26 protein-coding genes and 1 pseudogene are annotated in these 15400 nt (G+C 61.9%); 4 read left to right on the top strand and 23 right to left on the bottom strand.

What is annotated here, in order from left to right:
- Positions 1-149: 149 nt before the first annotated feature.
- From ACZ41G_RS03315 to ACZ41G_RS03235, 17 genes and pseudogenes are all read right to left on the bottom strand, one after another.
- Positions 150-479, bottom strand: coding sequence for an HNH endonuclease signature motif containing protein (locus ACZ41G_RS03315; RefSeq protein ID WP_412165501.1), 330 nt, complete (start codon positions 477-479; stop codon positions 150-152).
- Positions 480-593: 114 nt separating this feature from the next.
- Positions 594-697: pseudogene (locus ACZ41G_RS03310) on the bottom strand.
- 158 nt (positions 698-855) lie between these two features.
- Positions 856-1560 (bottom strand): hypothetical protein, encoded by a 705-nt coding sequence (locus ACZ41G_RS03305; RefSeq protein ID WP_464145959.1) that lies wholly within the window; start codon positions 1558-1560, stop codon positions 856-858.
- A complete protein-coding gene (locus tag ACZ41G_RS03300) occupies positions 1557-1946 on the bottom strand; it encodes a hypothetical protein (RefSeq protein ID WP_464145957.1) in 390 nt (129 codons plus the stop codon). The genes ACZ41G_RS03305 and ACZ41G_RS03300 overlap by 4 nt, the downstream gene beginning before the upstream one ends.
- A gap of 286 nt (positions 1947-2232) precedes the next feature.
- Positions 2233-2487, bottom strand: coding sequence for a hypothetical protein (locus ACZ41G_RS03295; RefSeq protein ID WP_464145955.1), 255 nt, complete (start codon positions 2485-2487; stop codon positions 2233-2235).
- Between the two features lie 31 nt (positions 2488-2518).
- Positions 2519-2827, bottom strand: a complete 309-nt coding sequence (locus ACZ41G_RS03290; protein ID WP_464145953.1) for a hypothetical protein — start codon at positions 2825-2827, stop codon at positions 2519-2521.
- Positions 2824-3042, bottom strand: a complete 219-nt coding sequence (locus ACZ41G_RS03285; protein WP_464145951.1) for a DivIVA domain-containing protein — start codon at positions 3040-3042, stop codon at positions 2824-2826. Before ACZ41G_RS03285 ends, ACZ41G_RS03290 begins: the two co-directional genes overlap by 4 nt.
- Before the next feature lie 66 nt (positions 3043-3108).
- A complete protein-coding gene (locus ACZ41G_RS03280; RefSeq protein ID WP_464145949.1) occupies positions 3109-3324 on the bottom strand; it encodes a hypothetical protein in 216 nt (71 codons plus the stop codon).
- Between the two features lie 3 nt (positions 3325-3327).
- Positions 3328-3909: a 3'-5' exonuclease family protein gene (locus ACZ41G_RS03275; RefSeq protein ID WP_464145947.1), complete on the bottom strand. Its 582-nt coding sequence runs from the start codon at positions 3907-3909 to the stop codon at positions 3328-3330.
- Positions 3896-4324, bottom strand: a complete 429-nt coding sequence (locus ACZ41G_RS03270) for a hypothetical protein (RefSeq protein ID WP_464145945.1) — start codon at positions 4322-4324, stop codon at positions 3896-3898. The genes ACZ41G_RS03275 and ACZ41G_RS03270 overlap by 14 nt, the downstream gene beginning before the upstream one ends.
- Complete coding sequence (locus ACZ41G_RS03265; protein WP_464145943.1) at positions 4321-4569, bottom strand: hypothetical protein; 249 nt, start codon at positions 4567-4569, stop codon at positions 4321-4323. Before ACZ41G_RS03265 ends, ACZ41G_RS03270 begins: the two co-directional genes overlap by 4 nt.
- Entirely contained in the window at positions 4566-5522 is a 957-nt protein-coding gene (locus ACZ41G_RS03260; protein ID WP_464145941.1) for a helix-turn-helix domain-containing protein, read from the bottom strand. The genes ACZ41G_RS03265 and ACZ41G_RS03260 overlap by 4 nt, the downstream gene beginning before the upstream one ends.
- Positions 5523-5531: 9 nt before the next feature.
- Positions 5532-6038, bottom strand: a complete 507-nt coding sequence (locus ACZ41G_RS03255) for a single-stranded DNA-binding protein (protein WP_464145939.1) — start codon at positions 6036-6038, stop codon at positions 5532-5534.
- On the bottom strand, positions 6035-6586 hold the full coding sequence (locus ACZ41G_RS03250) for a hypothetical protein (protein WP_464145937.1): 552 nt from the start codon (positions 6584-6586) through the stop codon (positions 6035-6037). The genes ACZ41G_RS03255 and ACZ41G_RS03250 overlap by 4 nt, the downstream gene beginning before the upstream one ends.
- Before the next feature lie 27 nt (positions 6587-6613).
- The gene (locus tag ACZ41G_RS03245) at positions 6614-7417 is read right to left on the bottom strand and encodes a phage antirepressor (RefSeq protein ID WP_464145935.1); all 804 of its coding nucleotides are present in this window, start codon (positions 7415-7417) and stop codon (positions 6614-6616) included.
- On the bottom strand, positions 7417-7656 hold the full coding sequence (locus tag ACZ41G_RS03240; RefSeq protein ID WP_464145933.1) for a hypothetical protein: 240 nt from the start codon (positions 7654-7656) through the stop codon (positions 7417-7419). Before ACZ41G_RS03240 ends, ACZ41G_RS03245 begins: the two co-directional genes overlap by 1 nt.
- A gap of 1 nt (position 7657) precedes the next feature.
- Complete coding sequence (locus tag ACZ41G_RS03235; protein WP_288266328.1) at positions 7658-7885, bottom strand: DNA-binding protein; 228 nt, start codon at positions 7883-7885, stop codon at positions 7658-7660.
- A gap of 120 nt (positions 7886-8005) precedes the next feature.
- Here ACZ41G_RS03235 and ACZ41G_RS03230 point away from each other — a divergent pair, with 120 nt between their 5' ends.
- Positions 8006-8704, top strand: a complete 699-nt coding sequence (locus tag ACZ41G_RS03230; protein ID WP_464145931.1) for a hypothetical protein — start codon at positions 8006-8008, stop codon at positions 8702-8704.
- A 65-nt stretch (positions 8705-8769) separates the two neighbouring features.
- Here ACZ41G_RS03230 and ACZ41G_RS03225 read toward each other — a convergent pair whose 3' ends face one another.
- The 3 genes from ACZ41G_RS03225 to ACZ41G_RS03215 all read right to left on the bottom strand — a co-directional run bounded on the left by ACZ41G_RS03225 (position 8770) and on the right by ACZ41G_RS03215 (position 10011).
- A complete protein-coding gene (locus ACZ41G_RS03225; protein ID WP_464145929.1) occupies positions 8770-9195 on the bottom strand; it encodes a hypothetical protein in 426 nt (141 codons plus the stop codon).
- Positions 9196-9335: 140 nt separating this feature from the next.
- Entirely contained in the window at positions 9336-9710 is a 375-nt protein-coding gene (locus tag ACZ41G_RS03220) for a hypothetical protein (protein WP_464145927.1), read from the bottom strand.
- A gap of 22 nt (positions 9711-9732) precedes the next feature.
- Positions 9733-10011 (bottom strand): hypothetical protein, encoded by a 279-nt coding sequence (locus tag ACZ41G_RS03215; RefSeq protein WP_464145925.1) that lies wholly within the window; start codon positions 10009-10011, stop codon positions 9733-9735.
- Positions 10012-10077: 66 nt separating this feature from the next.
- Between ACZ41G_RS03215 and ACZ41G_RS03210 the strand changes: the two genes are divergently transcribed.
- The 3 genes from ACZ41G_RS03210 to ACZ41G_RS03200 all read left to right on the top strand — a co-directional run bounded on the left by ACZ41G_RS03210 (position 10078) and on the right by ACZ41G_RS03200 (position 11612).
- Complete coding sequence (locus ACZ41G_RS03210) at positions 10078-10524, top strand: hypothetical protein (RefSeq protein ID WP_464145923.1); 447 nt, start codon at positions 10078-10080, stop codon at positions 10522-10524.
- Between the two features lie 37 nt (positions 10525-10561).
- Positions 10562-11047, top strand: a complete 486-nt coding sequence (locus ACZ41G_RS03205) for a hypothetical protein (protein WP_276350178.1) — start codon at positions 10562-10564, stop codon at positions 11045-11047.
- A 154-nt stretch (positions 11048-11201) separates the two neighbouring features.
- On the top strand, positions 11202-11612 hold the full coding sequence (locus ACZ41G_RS03200) for an ImmA/IrrE family metallo-endopeptidase (protein ID WP_464145920.1): 411 nt from the start codon (positions 11202-11204) through the stop codon (positions 11610-11612).
- Between the two features lie 198 nt (positions 11613-11810).
- Here ACZ41G_RS03200 and ACZ41G_RS03195 read toward each other — a convergent pair whose 3' ends face one another.
- The 3 genes from ACZ41G_RS03195 to ychF all read right to left on the bottom strand — a co-directional run bounded on the left by ACZ41G_RS03195 (position 11811) and on the right by ychF (position 15383).
- Entirely contained in the window at positions 11811-12713 is a 903-nt protein-coding gene (locus tag ACZ41G_RS03195) for an LAPAL motif-containing putative phage structural protein (RefSeq protein WP_464145918.1), read from the bottom strand.
- Positions 12714-12847: 134 nt separating this feature from the next.
- Positions 12848-14083 (bottom strand): tyrosine-type recombinase/integrase, encoded by a 1236-nt coding sequence (locus ACZ41G_RS03190; protein ID WP_464145916.1) that lies wholly within the window; start codon positions 14081-14083, stop codon positions 12848-12850.
- A gap of 205 nt (positions 14084-14288) precedes the next feature.
- Entirely contained in the window at positions 14289-15383 is a 1095-nt protein-coding gene (ychF, locus tag ACZ41G_RS03185) for a redox-regulated ATPase YchF (protein ID WP_033505381.1), read from the bottom strand.
- Between the last annotated feature and the right edge of the window lie 17 nt (positions 15384-15400).

The following is a 15400-nucleotide window of genomic DNA, read 5'->3' as shown; positions in this document are numbered from 1 at the left end:
CTGAATTCCGAGCCGCATATCTCGCAAATCACCTTTTGACCTTTCACCCATTACCCAGTTTCACCCATTTGAATGCATGGGGAAATATCGGCACTGCACCCGAGGTTGCCGCAGTGTGGCACACCCGGGGTCCCCGCCCTGGTATTGCGTCAGATGCCGAACGTTTTGAATGGCAGCGAGCTCGGTTTGATGGTCCGTTCGCCGGCCAGCAGCGCTCGTGCGTGTTCGTCGGTCTTGTCGCTCTTCATCCTGTTGCAGATGCGGTGCGTGAGTCTGCAGTTCGCGAAGCTGTACGGATTGCCACCACGTGAGACCGGTACCAGCTCATCCACTTCGGCGCTCATTGGATGTGGCGTCTTCAACGTCTTGTCGACCGGTTTGCCGCAGATCGCGCACACATCGTATGCGGCCAGCACTCTTTGCCTGAGCATGCGTCGCCGGTATCCGTTGCGGACCCGCTCGTTGCGACGCTTGCTCATGGTCATTCCTTCGTATGAAGTCTTGGTGTCTGGAAGTTCTGGCATGGCCAGCCCCGTGCCGACCAGGGATCCCGTCATCTGCGGATATCCCCTCCCCCGAGGTTATTCATGGAGCGCCTTCGGCGGGAGTCGAACCCGCGCATACACTCGAGCCACAAGGAAGAGAATCCAATCAAGACTCGCGACCGGTGTGGTCTGCCGTTGATTCCTCCGAAGGCATGGACAGGCGGTTTGAGTATCACCACATCACGTAAACGCGGGATTGGAGCGCCTCGTCATATGATTGCCCACAAGTATGAACGAACCCCAGGGAATCAACCACCCCGGGGTTCCTACAATGATGCTGCTACGCAGTATACCACGCGGCGGTGACAGTCTACAACCGCTTGGATTCCGCGCGTCGTGAAACACGTCGGGCGATCGAGGCGACGGGAATCCGCCAATACCCATCACCCAACGGGGCCGCACCCGGCAGCTGTCCGCGCTTGAGCCACACCGAAACCGTGTTGCGTGGGACGGTCTCGCCGAGGTTGTCGCGAATCCACCTGCTCGCGTCGGCCGGGGTGAGCGTCACGTGCAGGCGCCCCCATTCTGCGGCGAGTGTCTCCCATGCCGGACGTGGGTCGGGTGATGCCCATCCGCAGGGGCAGATGACCCCGCTCCCCAGCCGATGGACCGGAGCGTGGCATTGCGGGCACAGGCCGATCAGCGGGCGGCTGTCCTGGCTTGGCGCGCCGAGCCATGCCGTCATCCGGCGTGACTCGCCTTGCAGGTCGGCGAGCCGCCTGTCGGCGTCGTGCCGCGCGCACAGGTCGGTCATCCGGCTGGCCATGCGAGGCAGGAGCGTGCGCCACCCGCCCCACAGGCCGATGCCTGCGGCCACGTCCTGGATCGTCTCCTGCACGCTGTCCTCGAGGTCGAGCGCCGGCAGGTCGACCAGTGCCGGGGCGAACGCGGGGCGTGGCTGGCGGCCTTCGGCACGGCCACGCCTGATGATCCGGAACGCGACCAGGTCGACGCGGTGGAGCTGCCGGTCGAGTTCATGGAGCACGGCCGCGTACTCGCGGCGCAGGTCACTCACCGTGCCCTCCCGTCCATGCATGCCGGGCACTGCCACATGCCGTCGTCACATGTCCAGCCAATCAGCCCGCACTGATCCGCCAGGTCGTCAGGGCTGTGGGTGACGATGATGCCGCCGATGTCGGCCGCTTTGCGCCCGCACCACGCGCACCGGGCGGTGAGCCAATCGGTCTTCCCGTCGGCGAGCGCATGTGCCGTGGTCGTGGCAGTGGTTGTGGTCTTGGTCTTCGTTGTGGTCTTTGCCGTGGCCTTTCTTGTTGTTGCCCGTGTGCTGGTCCCGGCTTCGATATCGGTGTTGGCTGGGTGTTGGTTGCGGAGCCGGTCGATGGTCTTGGCGAGGCCGAGACCGGTGATGTCGGCGTAGGTGACGGCGTGCGTGGTTGGCATGGTCGGGTTCCATTTCATCGTCCGAGCCTCCTGAGTCTGTCGGCGAGCGCTTTGGTTGCTTGTTTGTTGTTGGGGCAGTCGAGTTTGGGGTTGATGGCGTGTGGGCATCGGTTGGCGCCGATGTTGAGTCGTCCGCAATACTCGCATGTCCTTGGGTTGGTGATGCGTGGGATGTCGTCGAGCATTGGTCCCCCTTATGCGATGCGTGACTTGATGGCCAAGATGAGCAGGATGAAGTACAGCACGACCAGCAGCAGCATGATGAGCATCTTCAGATCGTCATCGTTCATTGCGCGTCCTCGCTCTGGTTCGGCACTTCCGTCGGCATCTGCCCGCTGTAGCCGAACAAGTGGCGGCATTTGCGCGCGATGTCCTCGTAAGCGTCCACCTGCCCCTGCAATTGGGTGTAGACGGTGTCGCTGATCTCTGGATGCTCTTCGAGGATGTCGAGGTCGTGACCGATATCGTTCATCTTCTTCTCGCAGTAGTCGATGATCTGGTTGAGTGTTTTGTCCTTCTGCGTGACGTTAGTCGCCATCATGCTTCCTTCCTGCTGTCTTGCGTCGCCCCGTTCACTCGTCATCGTCCAGTCCCATGTCGCGCATGAAGTGGGCGTGGACGGCGGCATTGGCGCGTTCCCGCTCGTCCGCCGCAGCGAGGTTCCTGCCGGCATCACCCATGTCATGCGCTCGCACTGCGATCTTGCGCAGACTGGACAGGGCGACCATCACAGCCACGCTCACCTCATGGTCGTCCGTGTCCAGCATGGCCGCGTACCGGGCGATCAGCGAACCGGCGAGCGCGGTGATGTGCTTGGCGTCTTGTCGGAGCCGTTCCGAGGTGATGAGCCGGTCGGTGCTTTTGTCGATGTCCTGTTTCATTTCGCTTCCTCCGTTGGTTTGGTTCTGGCGTTGTTGAATTGGTCGCCCAGTGCTCGCAGTTGGATGCTGGTTTGTTTGAGTGCCTGGGCGAGGATCCTGATGGTGGTTTCGCACTGGTCGAGGAGCCGGTCCACCTGGTCGCAGTCGTAGCCGGTGCGGAACCGCGTCGTGTCGAGGCGGGCGGTGTGCACGTCGTGTGGTGTGAGCGGGCGCATGCTACCGTCCCAGCCATGCGATCGTGATGGCGAGCGCCATGAGGATCAGGACGATGAGTATCTGGGTCACTTGGTCTCCCTTCGTTCGCGCCGGTCGGCGGCTTCGTCCAACGCGTCGTCCAGCATGCCGGCGAGCGCTTCGGCGGTGTCGATGGTGAGCCGGTAGCGGGTGATGTCGAGGGCGTGTGGTCCGGTCGCGTTGGATTCACGGATTTCAAGCAGGATGCAGTTGCCGTGGTCGCTTGGCTTGGGTTCGAGGGTGAGCTTGTGTTGGTATCCCATGGGTTATTCCTTCGTGTGTCTGAGGATGCTGATGGTTTGCTGGTATTCGTGGATGTCCCGGTCGAGGCAGTCGTCCACGCGGTGTGTGGTGTGTTCGTGGTTGTGGGGGCCGAGTGTGGCGAGCGCGAGACGGAGGGCGGTCATGTCCATGCGGTGGTAGTCCGTGTACTCGTCGAGGTAGATGTCGAGGCCGGTCAGGTGCCATCTGATCCAGTAGAGGTCGAACTGGGGGTTGGTGCCTGCGATGATCAGCCGGTCCGGGGTGAGGACTTCCCTGATGGTTCTCAGCCATTCGACGGCCTGGTCGGCGGTTTCGTCCTGTCCCGTGCCTGACAGGAGCGCTTCGCGGACCAGCCCATTGTCGCGGTGCATGCCGTAAATCGTTTCCAAGGACACGCTGTTCAGGTTGATGCCCTCCTTCGGGAGTATGACGCGACTGAACTCGCCACCGCCATACTTGTTGGACAGCGGGTTGCCGGTCATGTCCGTGACCCGCATGCCGATTTCCAGCAGGTCGCCCTCCTCCGGCCGGATCGCCGTGGTCTCCGTGTCGATCCACAGCAGCACGTCCCTACTCGTCGTCATCATCGTCTCCTTCGATTGTCTCGTTGGTGTTCTCGCCGATCAGCCGCATGGCCTCGCCGCTGCTGATGGTCCGGTAGTCGCCGTCGTCGTCCAGGAGCGTCCACCGTCCGCGCCAGTCCTTGACCGGCACGCGCCGAGGGTCAGCCCACATGCTGACGATCCAGCCGAACCGCCGGGCCAGCGCGGGATGCGCGTGCACCCACCCGTGGCATCCGGTCGTGCCCGTCCCGCACAGGCGGACCAGGTTCGCCGGGCTGTCCCGCACGTCGGGGCTCGCGCTCCGGCGCAACTGCCGGTGATGCGTGGACACGCCCGGCCATGAGCCGTCGCGCGTGTTCCTGCCGCACCGCATGCAATGCCAGTCCTGCCGCACCGCGACCGTCTTCGCCGACCGTTCGAACGAATGTTTCATCATGCCTCCAGTACCTGCACGTCGCTCCACCGCCAGTCCGCGTCCCAGCCGACCGACGAATCCGTGTGCGGCCAGCCGATCGTCAACCCGGTGCCCCGCTCCACGAGCCGCCAACCGGTCTCGGCCGGGTCCATGAGCGTGCCGTCCACGACCGTGCCAGACACCGTGCGGGCGATCACACGCTTGCCCGCCAATAGCTCCCCCGGCAGGTCACGCCAGGGCAGGCTCCGTTGCGTCGTCCCGTTCACGCGACCGCCCCCAACCTGTGCAGCGCGGCCTTGACCCCGCGCGCCGGGATCCGGCCGAACGAACGCAACGCATCCTCGGGCGGCTTGCCCTCGTTGAGCAGTTCCGCCAAGCGGCAGGCGACACCGTCCGGTTCCGGGGCGTCCCGGTCCAGCAGGGCCAGCACGTGATCGCAGCCGAACGAATGCCGGTGACGCGGCACAGGCTTGGCCGGCATGGAAGGCTTCGACGTGATGCCCAGCTCCGAGCCATGACGCAGCCAGTTGCGGAACGCGGCCTGCCAGTTACGGCTCACCCTGCCGGACGACGCGGCCGCATCCCGGAACTTCACCAGCTCCGAGGCGAGATCGAGACCCAGTTTGACAGCGAGCGCCTGGGCGACGGCGTCGGGTGTCCATCCGTCCGGGAGTGATTGGGGGTCTGGTTGGGTTTTCGTTTTTTGCGCGCGCATACTCTCTCTTGGATGTTCTAATGATGGTTCTTTAAGTGTTTGGGTGACATGGGTGTCACCCCGTGGCGACACGGGTGTCACCCCGCCGGTGACATGGGTGTCACCCCGTGGCGTCATGGGTGTCACCCCGTCGGACTGCGGGGTGACATGGGTGTCACCCCGTTCGGCGGTGTCACGGGGTGACATACGTGTCGCCCCGTGCTTGTACTGGTAGTCCACCGTCTCGGCGGTGTCGATGGTCACCTCGTACACGTAAGGGCTCCTGTCAGCGCTGTACCGTGTGCCGTACTCCGCGTCACGGGCGATCAGCCCCTTGCTCTCGAGCAGTCTGAGCGCACGCTGCACAGTCCGCTCGTTGCATTCGAGCTCAGCTGCGAGCAGCCCCACGCTCGGCCATGCGCGATTATCCTCGTTCGCGTAATCCGAGAGGATGATCAGCAGCATCTTCGCGCGGGCGTCACCGACCTTGATGCGCTTGGCCTTGCCGACCAGATACGAACTCATGGTGGTCTCCTAGAATTCCGGTTCCGTACTGTCCACGCCCCATGGGTCCTGGACGGTGTCCGATGCTGGTTCCACCGTCTGCTGCGACGATGGGACAGACTGCTGTGACTGCGGTTGGGGCGCGCCGTAGGTCGCGCGGAAGCCCGACGACATGGACGTCCTCGCCACCTGCGCGGTCGCGTACCTCAGGCTCGGGCCGACCTCATCGACCTGCACTTCCACGATCGTGCGGTTCGACCCGTCCTGCGCCTGATAGGAACGCTGCTGGAGCCGGCCCTGCACAATCACCCGCATGCCCTTGGACAGGGACTGCGCGACATGCTGGCCAAGATCACGCCAGGCGGAACACCGCAGGAACAACGCCTGCCCGTCCACCCACTGGCCGCTGTTACGGTCATACGAGCGCGGCGTGGACGCGACCGTGAAATTCACCACCGTCGCCCCACCGCCCGTGGTGCGCAGCTCCGGGTCGCCGGTCAGGTTACCGATGACGGTGATCGTCGTCTCCCCGCTCACCTGGCATCACCCCGATACGACACCCACGTCTCATGACGGTCGGCACGGTCGATGGCCCGCGCCTGGAATCCAGCCCACGCCTTGCTCCTGCGGATCGAGGCCGCACGCGTCTGCGCACGCTTACGCGACGAGAAGCTGCCGATACGACGCCACTTGTCCGGGTGGCGGCGGCATTCGGCGATCATGTCCATCACCCCGGCGTACGGGCCGCGATACTCGTCAGCCGGAATCTCATCCAGCCACACATCACCCGCATCGGCATCCGGACCGGCGTCCGCCGACGGGTTCGCGGCTTCCGCGTCCTTGCCGTAGATCACCGGGGCCGGGGCATGCTTCTCCGTCTCCTGCAGGCCGCCAGCCTTGCCCCACGCCTCGAGCGCTGACAGGCCGGGGTTGGCGCGGAGGAGGTCTTCAGCGAAGATCCGGATATCCGGATCCTTAACACGCCGGCCCATCTCTCGCACCGCACTCCGCCGCTCCGACTGGGTCAGGTCACGCCACGAGGCGTTCACCAGCTCATCAAGCCGTTCATTCGACAACCTACCCATTTCCGATTCCTTTCCGTTTCCCGGTTTCTATTGCTTGTCGATGCCCGCATACTTCTTGAGGAAGTACGTCTGGCCCCGACCGGTGACCTTCGTCGTGCGGTTGATGGTCACATGGCCATCCGCATGGGTCACCGCAGTCTCCTTGATCCGGAACAGCCCCTGCTCCACCCAACGCTGGAGCGGCACGTTCCGGTTCTGCCCCGTCTTGCCGAGGTACCCGTCCTCACGCAGACGGACGAACAGGCGGTTCTGACCGATCACATACCCGGCCTGCGTGAGCATCTTCGCCAGCTCGCCGATCAGGCACGTGCCATCCGACGCACTGACCGCGTCCGCGAACAGGACCTTCGGCCGCTGCTCCTCCAACTGGCCGGCCTGCCGGCTGATGGTCTCCTCCTGCTCGCGGATCCTGCTCTCCAGCCAGCGCATCGACGCGGCCAGCATCTGCTCCGGAGACATGGACTCCTGCCCCGCCATGTACCCGCCATGCTTGCGAATCGACGGGAGCACCTCGTGAGTGACCCAACGCTGGAACGAGACAATGAACTGTCTCTTATGCTCGTCTTTAACCCATGAAGAGCGTCGTTGCATGATTGCCCGGTAGAAGCCGGATTCGTTGATGACGCTCATTTTCTGGTCTCCGCCAGGGGTACGCAAAATCTGCGTACCCCTTTCATCGTCGTCGAGCAGTCGTGTCAGCTGTGCTGCGTCACGGTATTCAAGAATTTTGGCAAGGTCAGTGGCTACGAGCCACGGTTCACCGTTCTCATCACGCAGGGCGCGGATACTGCCGAACTCGGTGTTGGTGTATGTCTCGAGCTGCTTGCTCATCACTCGTCCTTCCCGTCGGTCGTACTGTTGACCGCGATGTCCAGAAGCGTGATGCCGAACAGCCAGCAAGGCAGCATGAGCAGCCCCTCAACAGTGCCGACCACATGCAACGTGACGACACCCCAGACGAACCACACGCAAGCCCAGGCGCCCACCAGCATGAGCGCCATGCCGACCACGAAACAGGTCACGTCCCGCGCGGCCAACTGCGCATCCGTCAAATCCTTCGTTTCCTTCATCTCACTCCTCCATCTGCCTGATCCACCGGTCCATCGCCTCACGGCTCACCCGACGCTTGCCGGGCTTGCCGAACCGATTCGGTGGCCGGAACGTCTCCACATCGCCCTGCTCGATCGCGACCCGCAAGCCACGCACGTCCAGCGAATAGACCTGCGCGGCCTGCTCAGGCGACCAAGCCAGCCGCTCCCCCAACGGGACACGACTCGCATCCTTCTCGATGACACTCATCGCACGCCCCCAGTGAAGTGAAAATGCCGGGCGGCGTTAGGAGAACCGCCCGACCCCCTCCTAAAATCGGTGTCATCCCGCATTTCCGACGTGCAGGCCGAACAGTTAGGAGAAGAATCAATGGATGGATCCGTATTGGCCGCATGGGCCGGTGCCGCGGCCTCGCTGTTTGGCGCCGGATTGACCGTTTGGTGGCCATGGCATAACAGGCCGCAGGCGGACTGGACCCTGCTGCAACACTCGACGAATCCTGAATTCCCGATTTCCTCAACGGTGCCCGGATTTTCTGACTGGTTGGAGTATCGAGACGAGGCCGAGCCGGATTCCATCTGCTCCGTGTACAATTCCGGTGACGGCGACGCGTACGACGTCTCAATCGAGGGGATTGGATGCAAGGCGTATTTCCTGCTCCTGAGACCCAACGGCGGCAACACCGAGTTCATGACTCCGAGCAGCATCGCGCAATTCAAAGCGGCCGACCGCGCGTATATCATCATGCACGCCGATGAGAAAGCCGATGTCATAGCGATACGCCTCCATTGGACGAAGCAGCCGACGCATTTGATGCGCCGCGTGTTCCGTTCCTATCCGATTCATGGGTCGCTCCCGGAACAGCCGCGTCATCCGATACCGGAAAAGAGACGACATTTGCCGACTCTGACGAGATACCGGTTCGAGCATTCGAGACTGGGATTATGGTTATTTGCACATCCCCGACTGCATCCGCTTTCCCGGACTCTTGATGCTTCCCCAACGACAGGATCCAACCGATCGGATCAAGATCAACGAGGATCCGAAGCAAAGCCAGGGAAAGACTGAACAGCCCGGCCGCGAGTGATATGCATGCCGGCAACCATGTCTCATCCATCACGCGCCCGCTCCTTTCATGCGTTGGTAAGCGCCGATTGCTTTTCCGACGTGTCTCGTTTGATGGCCTTCCTGCAGAGTGGGAGAATGAGCAGACCCGCGCAAAGAAGGGAGGTGATAACATGCAACGCGATCCAGTGAATTCCGCTGATGACGCGAAGGCCTACGCGCAATCCGGAAACATTAAGCAGGCCATCGTGTCGCTGGCCGATGCCGTGCAGGGCATCGCCGAATACCAGCGGTACATCCGGTACGACCAGTTGAAGATCAAACGTGCGCTGAACATCAGCTGACGTTCGGCCGTCCGCGTGAGAGAGTTCCAATTCCTCGCGGACGGCTTTCCTTATCGCGCCAAGCATCGCCGGGTGCAGGCGTTCGAACTCCTCAACGGAAATCGGGTTCATGGATTCGTCCGGTGTCTCGGCCGGAATGTTGATACTCATCTCGGGTTCTCCTTTCGATTCATTCGTCTCATGCGTTGGTGAGCGCCGACTGCGTCCCGTGGAAGGTCACGCGGAACCGGTAGGTGCCGTCGGCGGCACCGGCCTTGACGGTGGACCCGCCGCTTTCAAACCACCCCATGTCACTCGCCCGCCTTCGCTCCGACCCCCGCCTTCGCTCCGACCCCCGCCATCTGCGCGTCGAGGATGGTCTCGGTGAGGAAGTTCAGCCGCTCACGGAGCCGGAGGAGCTCCGGGAGGCTGATGGTGATGTCCCGCTTGCCGAGTCCATCGCCGATGGTCAGGGTTCCGGCGACCGGCTCCCAGTAGGTGTGGTCGAACACGGGCTTGAGGGTGATGGGCATCTCGCCACGGTCGACGACCTCCCCGCCGAGCGGGCTGACGTCGAGCAGACGGCCCATCGCGGTCGGCTCCTCGACCGGCTCCTCGACCGGCTCCTCGACCGGCTCCTCGGCCGGCGCTTCGGACTCGGTGGTATCATGGTTTTCGAGAATCATTGTCAATACACCTTTCTGGTTCTCATCGCCCGCAGTTGCCGCTGCGGGCATTTTCTTTGTCGGCGAGCGCCGACTCGTTGATTGCCGCTGACAGCACCTCGATTGGATCGGCGCCGACGGCGTTGGACATGTCGAGGAAGACGCTGAGGTCTGGGTCTTTGGTGTTGAGCCACCGTGCGATGGTTGCGCGGTTGACCCCGATCTCCGCGGCGATTTTGGTCTTGCGGCACTCGGCCAGAAGGAATCGCCGCTTGATGTCCGCCGACGCCCTCTCTGCTATATCACGTGCTATCTTTGTCATGGCTCTAACTATAGCACGTGCTATCGCACATGCAACACGGCGTGTCGCATGTGCTATATTGTGGACATGGATAAAATCAAGCGCACCGCATGGGATCTTGCGGCAGCCGAATTCTTCGACTCGGCCATCGAATCGAAGGGATTGACCAATAAAGCAATCGAGCGCATGTCCGATGGGCGCATGGGCTACAACCGCGTCAGAGACATCCGCATGGGCTTGCGCGGTCCGATGCGTCTGTCAGAGCTCATCACGCTATGCACGATTCTTCAGATTTCACCGACTGAGACATTGAAGAAGATCATCGCCCGTGCGGCGGATGAGATCAAGGCGGCCGAGTCCGTCTCCCCAGCCGGCGAGCGCCTGCCTGTTGTCGGTGTCGGTGAGGGGCCGACGACCGATAGCCAGGCGGGTGATGATCTCATCGACCGTATCGCCGCGCACCCCGAGGACTATGACGTGGCCGCCAACAGGGATCCGAACAAGACGCTCGAAGCGGAAACGCCAAGAGATTGAATTTTTAATGCAAATCAACCAAGGAAAGAAGGAAACCATGTACAGGAAGACAATCGCAACGGCCGTCGCCGGTCTGCTCATTCTCGGGCTTGGCGCATGCGGCAACGCCAGTGACGCCAAAACCGCCGACGCCGGCAGCACGAGCCAATCGCAGACGACGAAGAAGCCGGCGGAAAAGAAGCCGGCAGAACAGCCTGCGGACCTGACCGGCACGTGGAAGCAGACCAACTCCGGCAGCACGGATTCCTGGATGGAGGCCGAGATCACGGCCGACACGATCACCGTCCAGTGGGTCAGCGACAACGGCGATACGAAGAGCCTGTATTGGAAGGGCTCCTACAATGCGCCGGACAAGGCCGGTGACTGGAAGTGGACGAGCCAGGGAGACACCGCGGCGATGCAGGCGTCCCTGCTCGGCTCGCAGGACGCCACCAAGGACTTCACCTACACCAAGGCGGACGGCGTCAGCTGGGAGACCACCGCGATGGGCACCACCACAGTGGTGAAGACCGCCAAGCAGTGAACGGCAATCCGACAGGACACTCTAGACGTTGGGAACATTGGCAATAGGCCATTTTGTTGGCGTCAACAAAATGGTCACAACCTCGATGGGGAAAAGATGGATAGAAACGATATCGAGCAACACGTAAACGCGCTTGACTCCATCATGCATATCGATGACAGCGAAGTTGAATGACAGCATCCTGACATCCTTGGCGGAGTCAATGGGCGTGCGGGTGGAGGAACGTCGGCTGGCCGGAGACAGGTGCGGCATCTACTACGATCCGCTCCGTCTCATCATCATCGACGAACGTCTGGCCGGATTCCAACGCCGCTGCACATTGTGTCACGAGCTCATACACGCCAGACACCACGACCCCGGATGCGGCAGCCAATACGGAATCAAATGCGAGCGCCGTTGCCGTAGGGAGACTGCGTTGGCGTTGATCAGTCCGGTGGATTATGGCATGGCCGAGACGGTGTACGAGGGCAATCCGTGGATGATGGCAGTGGAATTGGGAGTCACCATCCAAGTGTTGAACGACTACCGGCAGATCCTGCATGACAGCGGCGTGGTCTGGCTTTAGTGTGGTGTTTTTGCGTCACATGGGGTTCTTGTGGAATATTTTGCGCCCGGAATATAACACCGGTGGGGCACGGGGCATGGTGCCCATGCCGCGATGTCGTCATGTTTGCCGGTTTGATTTTCAGATCCGAGTTAAAGTCTGCTCCCCGAAAATTAATCTCGCAAGCGAGTCGATGGCGAGCGCATGCGGTGGCTGGTGTCAGAACAGTGTTGGCTGGTCGCCGATGCCACGGTGTTCGAGTACTTTCACGATGGATACGTATTTCGTGGTGAGCCTGTGCTGTTTGTCCAGTGACTTGTCGACGCGCATGACGACACGGTAGATATCGTTGGCTCGCATGGCTTCGGTGCCGTCAAGGACACGTTTCTCGAAGTCTTGGTCCTCGAGGGTGACGAATTGGGTCTTGATGCCGTCGGTGATGCGCCATTTCCCGTTCTCTCGGAATGATACGTCCAACGCCTGCACGATGATCTGGACGGTGTCCTCGGTGTGTTCGGTCTTGTCCGGGTCGTATCCGGATATCATGTCGGCTTCCTCCGAGTTCACCGTTTCGCTTCTGGTGCCGGATTCGAATTGCACGAGATCCACGCCGTCGTTCAACGCCGGGGCGATGGCTTCCTTGACGGCATCGACGAGCTCCGAATTGTTCAACGCTTCGACCGATGCTGCTCGTTCAGTTATCCGGGTGCCGTCCGAGAATGCGATCTCCACGAGTGCGAGACCGTTCTCATCTGTTCCGGCCTCCTTGGTCGTTACGACGGTCACATGGTTTGCCGCCTTCTTCGCTACTTTTATCACGCCGAAGAAGATGCCGATCAGGCCGGATGCGTTCAGGACCGAGTTGACCGGCGTACCGTTCAGGAAGCCGCTGACATCGTTGGCGAGGTGGACAAGCAGATCGACCGCGAAGGAACCTTCTCGAGTTGCCTTCACATTGAGGCTGACGCGAGCATCTGGCTCGACGTCTTTCTGCAGGGCTTCGAACGCCCTCGCCATCGCGAGCAATGCGGGGGCGAGCTGCTTCACTTCCATCTCATGCGAACGCATGGCAGGACCATCATAGCGTACATAAAGAGTGTCGGTGCTTCCGGTGTTATCCACGCCTGTCCCTCCTGCCCATTGCCGATGACGTGATCATCATATCCACGCGAGCCGGCGAGCGCCACCTGTTGGATGGTTTCGTCACAGTGGGTTCACTGTCGATAGCCAATGCCTGGGGCGCCGGTCCGGGCTGTTCACTCGTCGACGATTTCGGCTTCCACTGTCTCGTCGTCCAATGCGGGGATGGCGTTGGCCATCATGGCGGCGAGCGCTTTTGGCTGCCAGTGGGTGTAGCGGGCGGTCGTGGTGATGCTGGTGTGGCCCATGATGCTGGTTCTCGCGTCATCGGGCATGCCGGATTGGGCGGCCATGGTGGCTGTCCAGTGGCGTGCGCTGTGGATGCGCACCTGTGGGAGTCCGGCCGCTTTCAATGCCTGGTTCCAGTGGTAGCGTTCGGTGGATTCGCGGATGGGGTTGCCGAGGTTGTTGGTGAAGATGAGGTCGTGCGGGCCGATGCCGAGCCGGTTGATCCGCTCGTGCAGGCGCGTCCACAGGTCGGGGCTGATGGGGATGAACCGGTCGGCGGCTTCGGTCTTCGGTGTGGTGAGCCACAGGATGCCGTAGAGGTGTTCGGCGTGGAGCCATTTGGGGATGACGGCCTCGCCGGGGAGCCCGTACTGTTGGATCTGCTGGGTGACGTGGATGCCGGGCACGCCGTCGCGTTGTTCCAGTTCGAACGGCATGAGGGCGTACCGTTCACCGGCGCGCATGCCGGCGGCGAACGCGAGCTCGAACAGGAGCGCCCACATGCAGGCCATGTCATGCGGGTCCGCCGGCCCGCGCCGGACGGGTGTCATGCTGCGCGCGGTCTCAATCAGGATGCGTGGCTGTTCCTCGCCGAGGATGTCAACGTTGCCGGTTTCGACGCGCGGCGGCTTGACCCTGCGGCAGGGGTCCACGGGGATGAGCCCCTCGAGTTCGGCCTGGTCGAGCACCATCTTGAGGCTGACGTAATGGTCCTTGAGCGTGCTGGGCGCGAGCCGCTCCCCCAGGACGCGCATGCACCGGCGGATGTGCTCCGGCGTGAGGTCCTTGAGACGGATGTGCCCGATGACCTCGTTGCACGCCTTGAGCCGTCCTTCGCGGGTGCGGTAGGTTGTCGGCTTGACCCGTGTCCGGTAGTCGGCGAGCCAGCGTTCCGTGTAGTCGGCGAGCTCCGGTGACTTGCCTCCGGGAAGCAGTCCGGTGCGTTCGAGTTCGGCGAGTTTCACGTTGAATCGTGCGCGCGCATCCGCCTTGGTGCGGCCTTTGGCACCGACGGTCCTTCGCCTGCCCGTGGCGGGGTCCCGCCCCAGGTCCTTGCGGTAATGCCAGACGCCGTTCGCGTCCTTGAACACGCTTCCAGATCCCTGTGTGCGTCGCTTTGCCAAGTCTGCTCCCTTCGGTGTTTTGGGAGCGCCCGAGCATGTCGGCGAGCGCCCTCGAAAGGGTACTCTAAAGGCACTCTATCGATGGCGACAACCGCCCGGAACGTGTCAGGAACGGCCTGTTTCCGTGCATTCAAAAACGGCGCGATTGCAACGTTTCACAGCTTGGAATCGTTGGAATCGCGCCGTTTTGGCGGGGTGTTGGCGGTTACTTGGATACGTTGAACTTGAACTCGACGATGTCGCCGTCCTGCATCACGTAGTCACGTCCTTCAAGGCGGAGCTTACCTTCCTCCTTGATGGTGTTCATCGAGCCGTTGGCTGCGACGAAGTCATCGTAGGAGACGATTTCGGCCTTGATGAAGCCACGCTCGAAATCGGTGTGGATCACACCTGCTGCCTGCGGGGCGGTCCAGCCCTTGTGAATCTGCCAGGCGTGTACTTCCTTCTCACCAGCAGTCAGGAAGGTCTGCAACCCAAGGATGTCGAATCCGACGCGGGCGAGCTGGTCAAGCCCGGATTCTTTCAATCCGGCGTCCTCAAGCATCTCACGCGCATCCGCCTCGTCAAGCTCGGTCAGATCGGCTTCGAACTGGGCGTTGAGGAAAATCGCCTTCGCAGGGGCCACCAAATCGGTGAGCTTCTTGCGCAGCTGCTCATTGGACAGTTCGGCGTCGTCAACATTGAACACGTAGATGAACGGCTTGGCGGTCAGCAGGTGCAGGTCGTAGATGTCGTCCTTGTTGATCTTGCCTGCCTGGGCCGCGTGGTCGATGGTCTCGCCCGCCTCGAGAATCTTCTTCGCCTCGTTGACTGCGTTGACGTATTCCGGCGTGACCTTCTTGCCGCGCAGTTCCTTCTCAAGCTTCGGCAGCGCGTTTTCGATGGTCTGCAAATCGGCGAGGATGAGCTCGGTGTTGATTGTGTCGATGTCGTCGGCGGGATCGACCTTGCCGTTGACGTGCACGATGTCATCGTCCTCGAAGGCGCGCACGACCTCGCAGATCGCGTCGGCTTCACGGATGTTCGCGAGGAACTTGTTGCCCAGGCCCTCGCCCTCGGACGCACCCTTGACGATGCCGGCGATATCGACGAAGGTGACGGTCGCGGGCACGATCTTCTCGGTGTGGACGAGCTTGGCGAGCACCGGCAGCCGGTCGTCCGGCAGGGGCACAATGCCGGTGTTCGGCTCAATGGTGGCGAACGGGTAGTTCTCCGCCAGCACATTGTTGCGGGTGAGCGCGTTGAACATGGTGGACTTGCCGACATTCGGCAGGCCGACGATTCCGATAGTTAAAGACATGCTTTCCAGTGTAGAGG

Source organism: Bifidobacterium porcinum (assembly GCF_055378475.1).
Note: the sequence above shows the minus strand (reverse complement) of the source record. Positions and strands in the feature narration are given on the sequence as shown.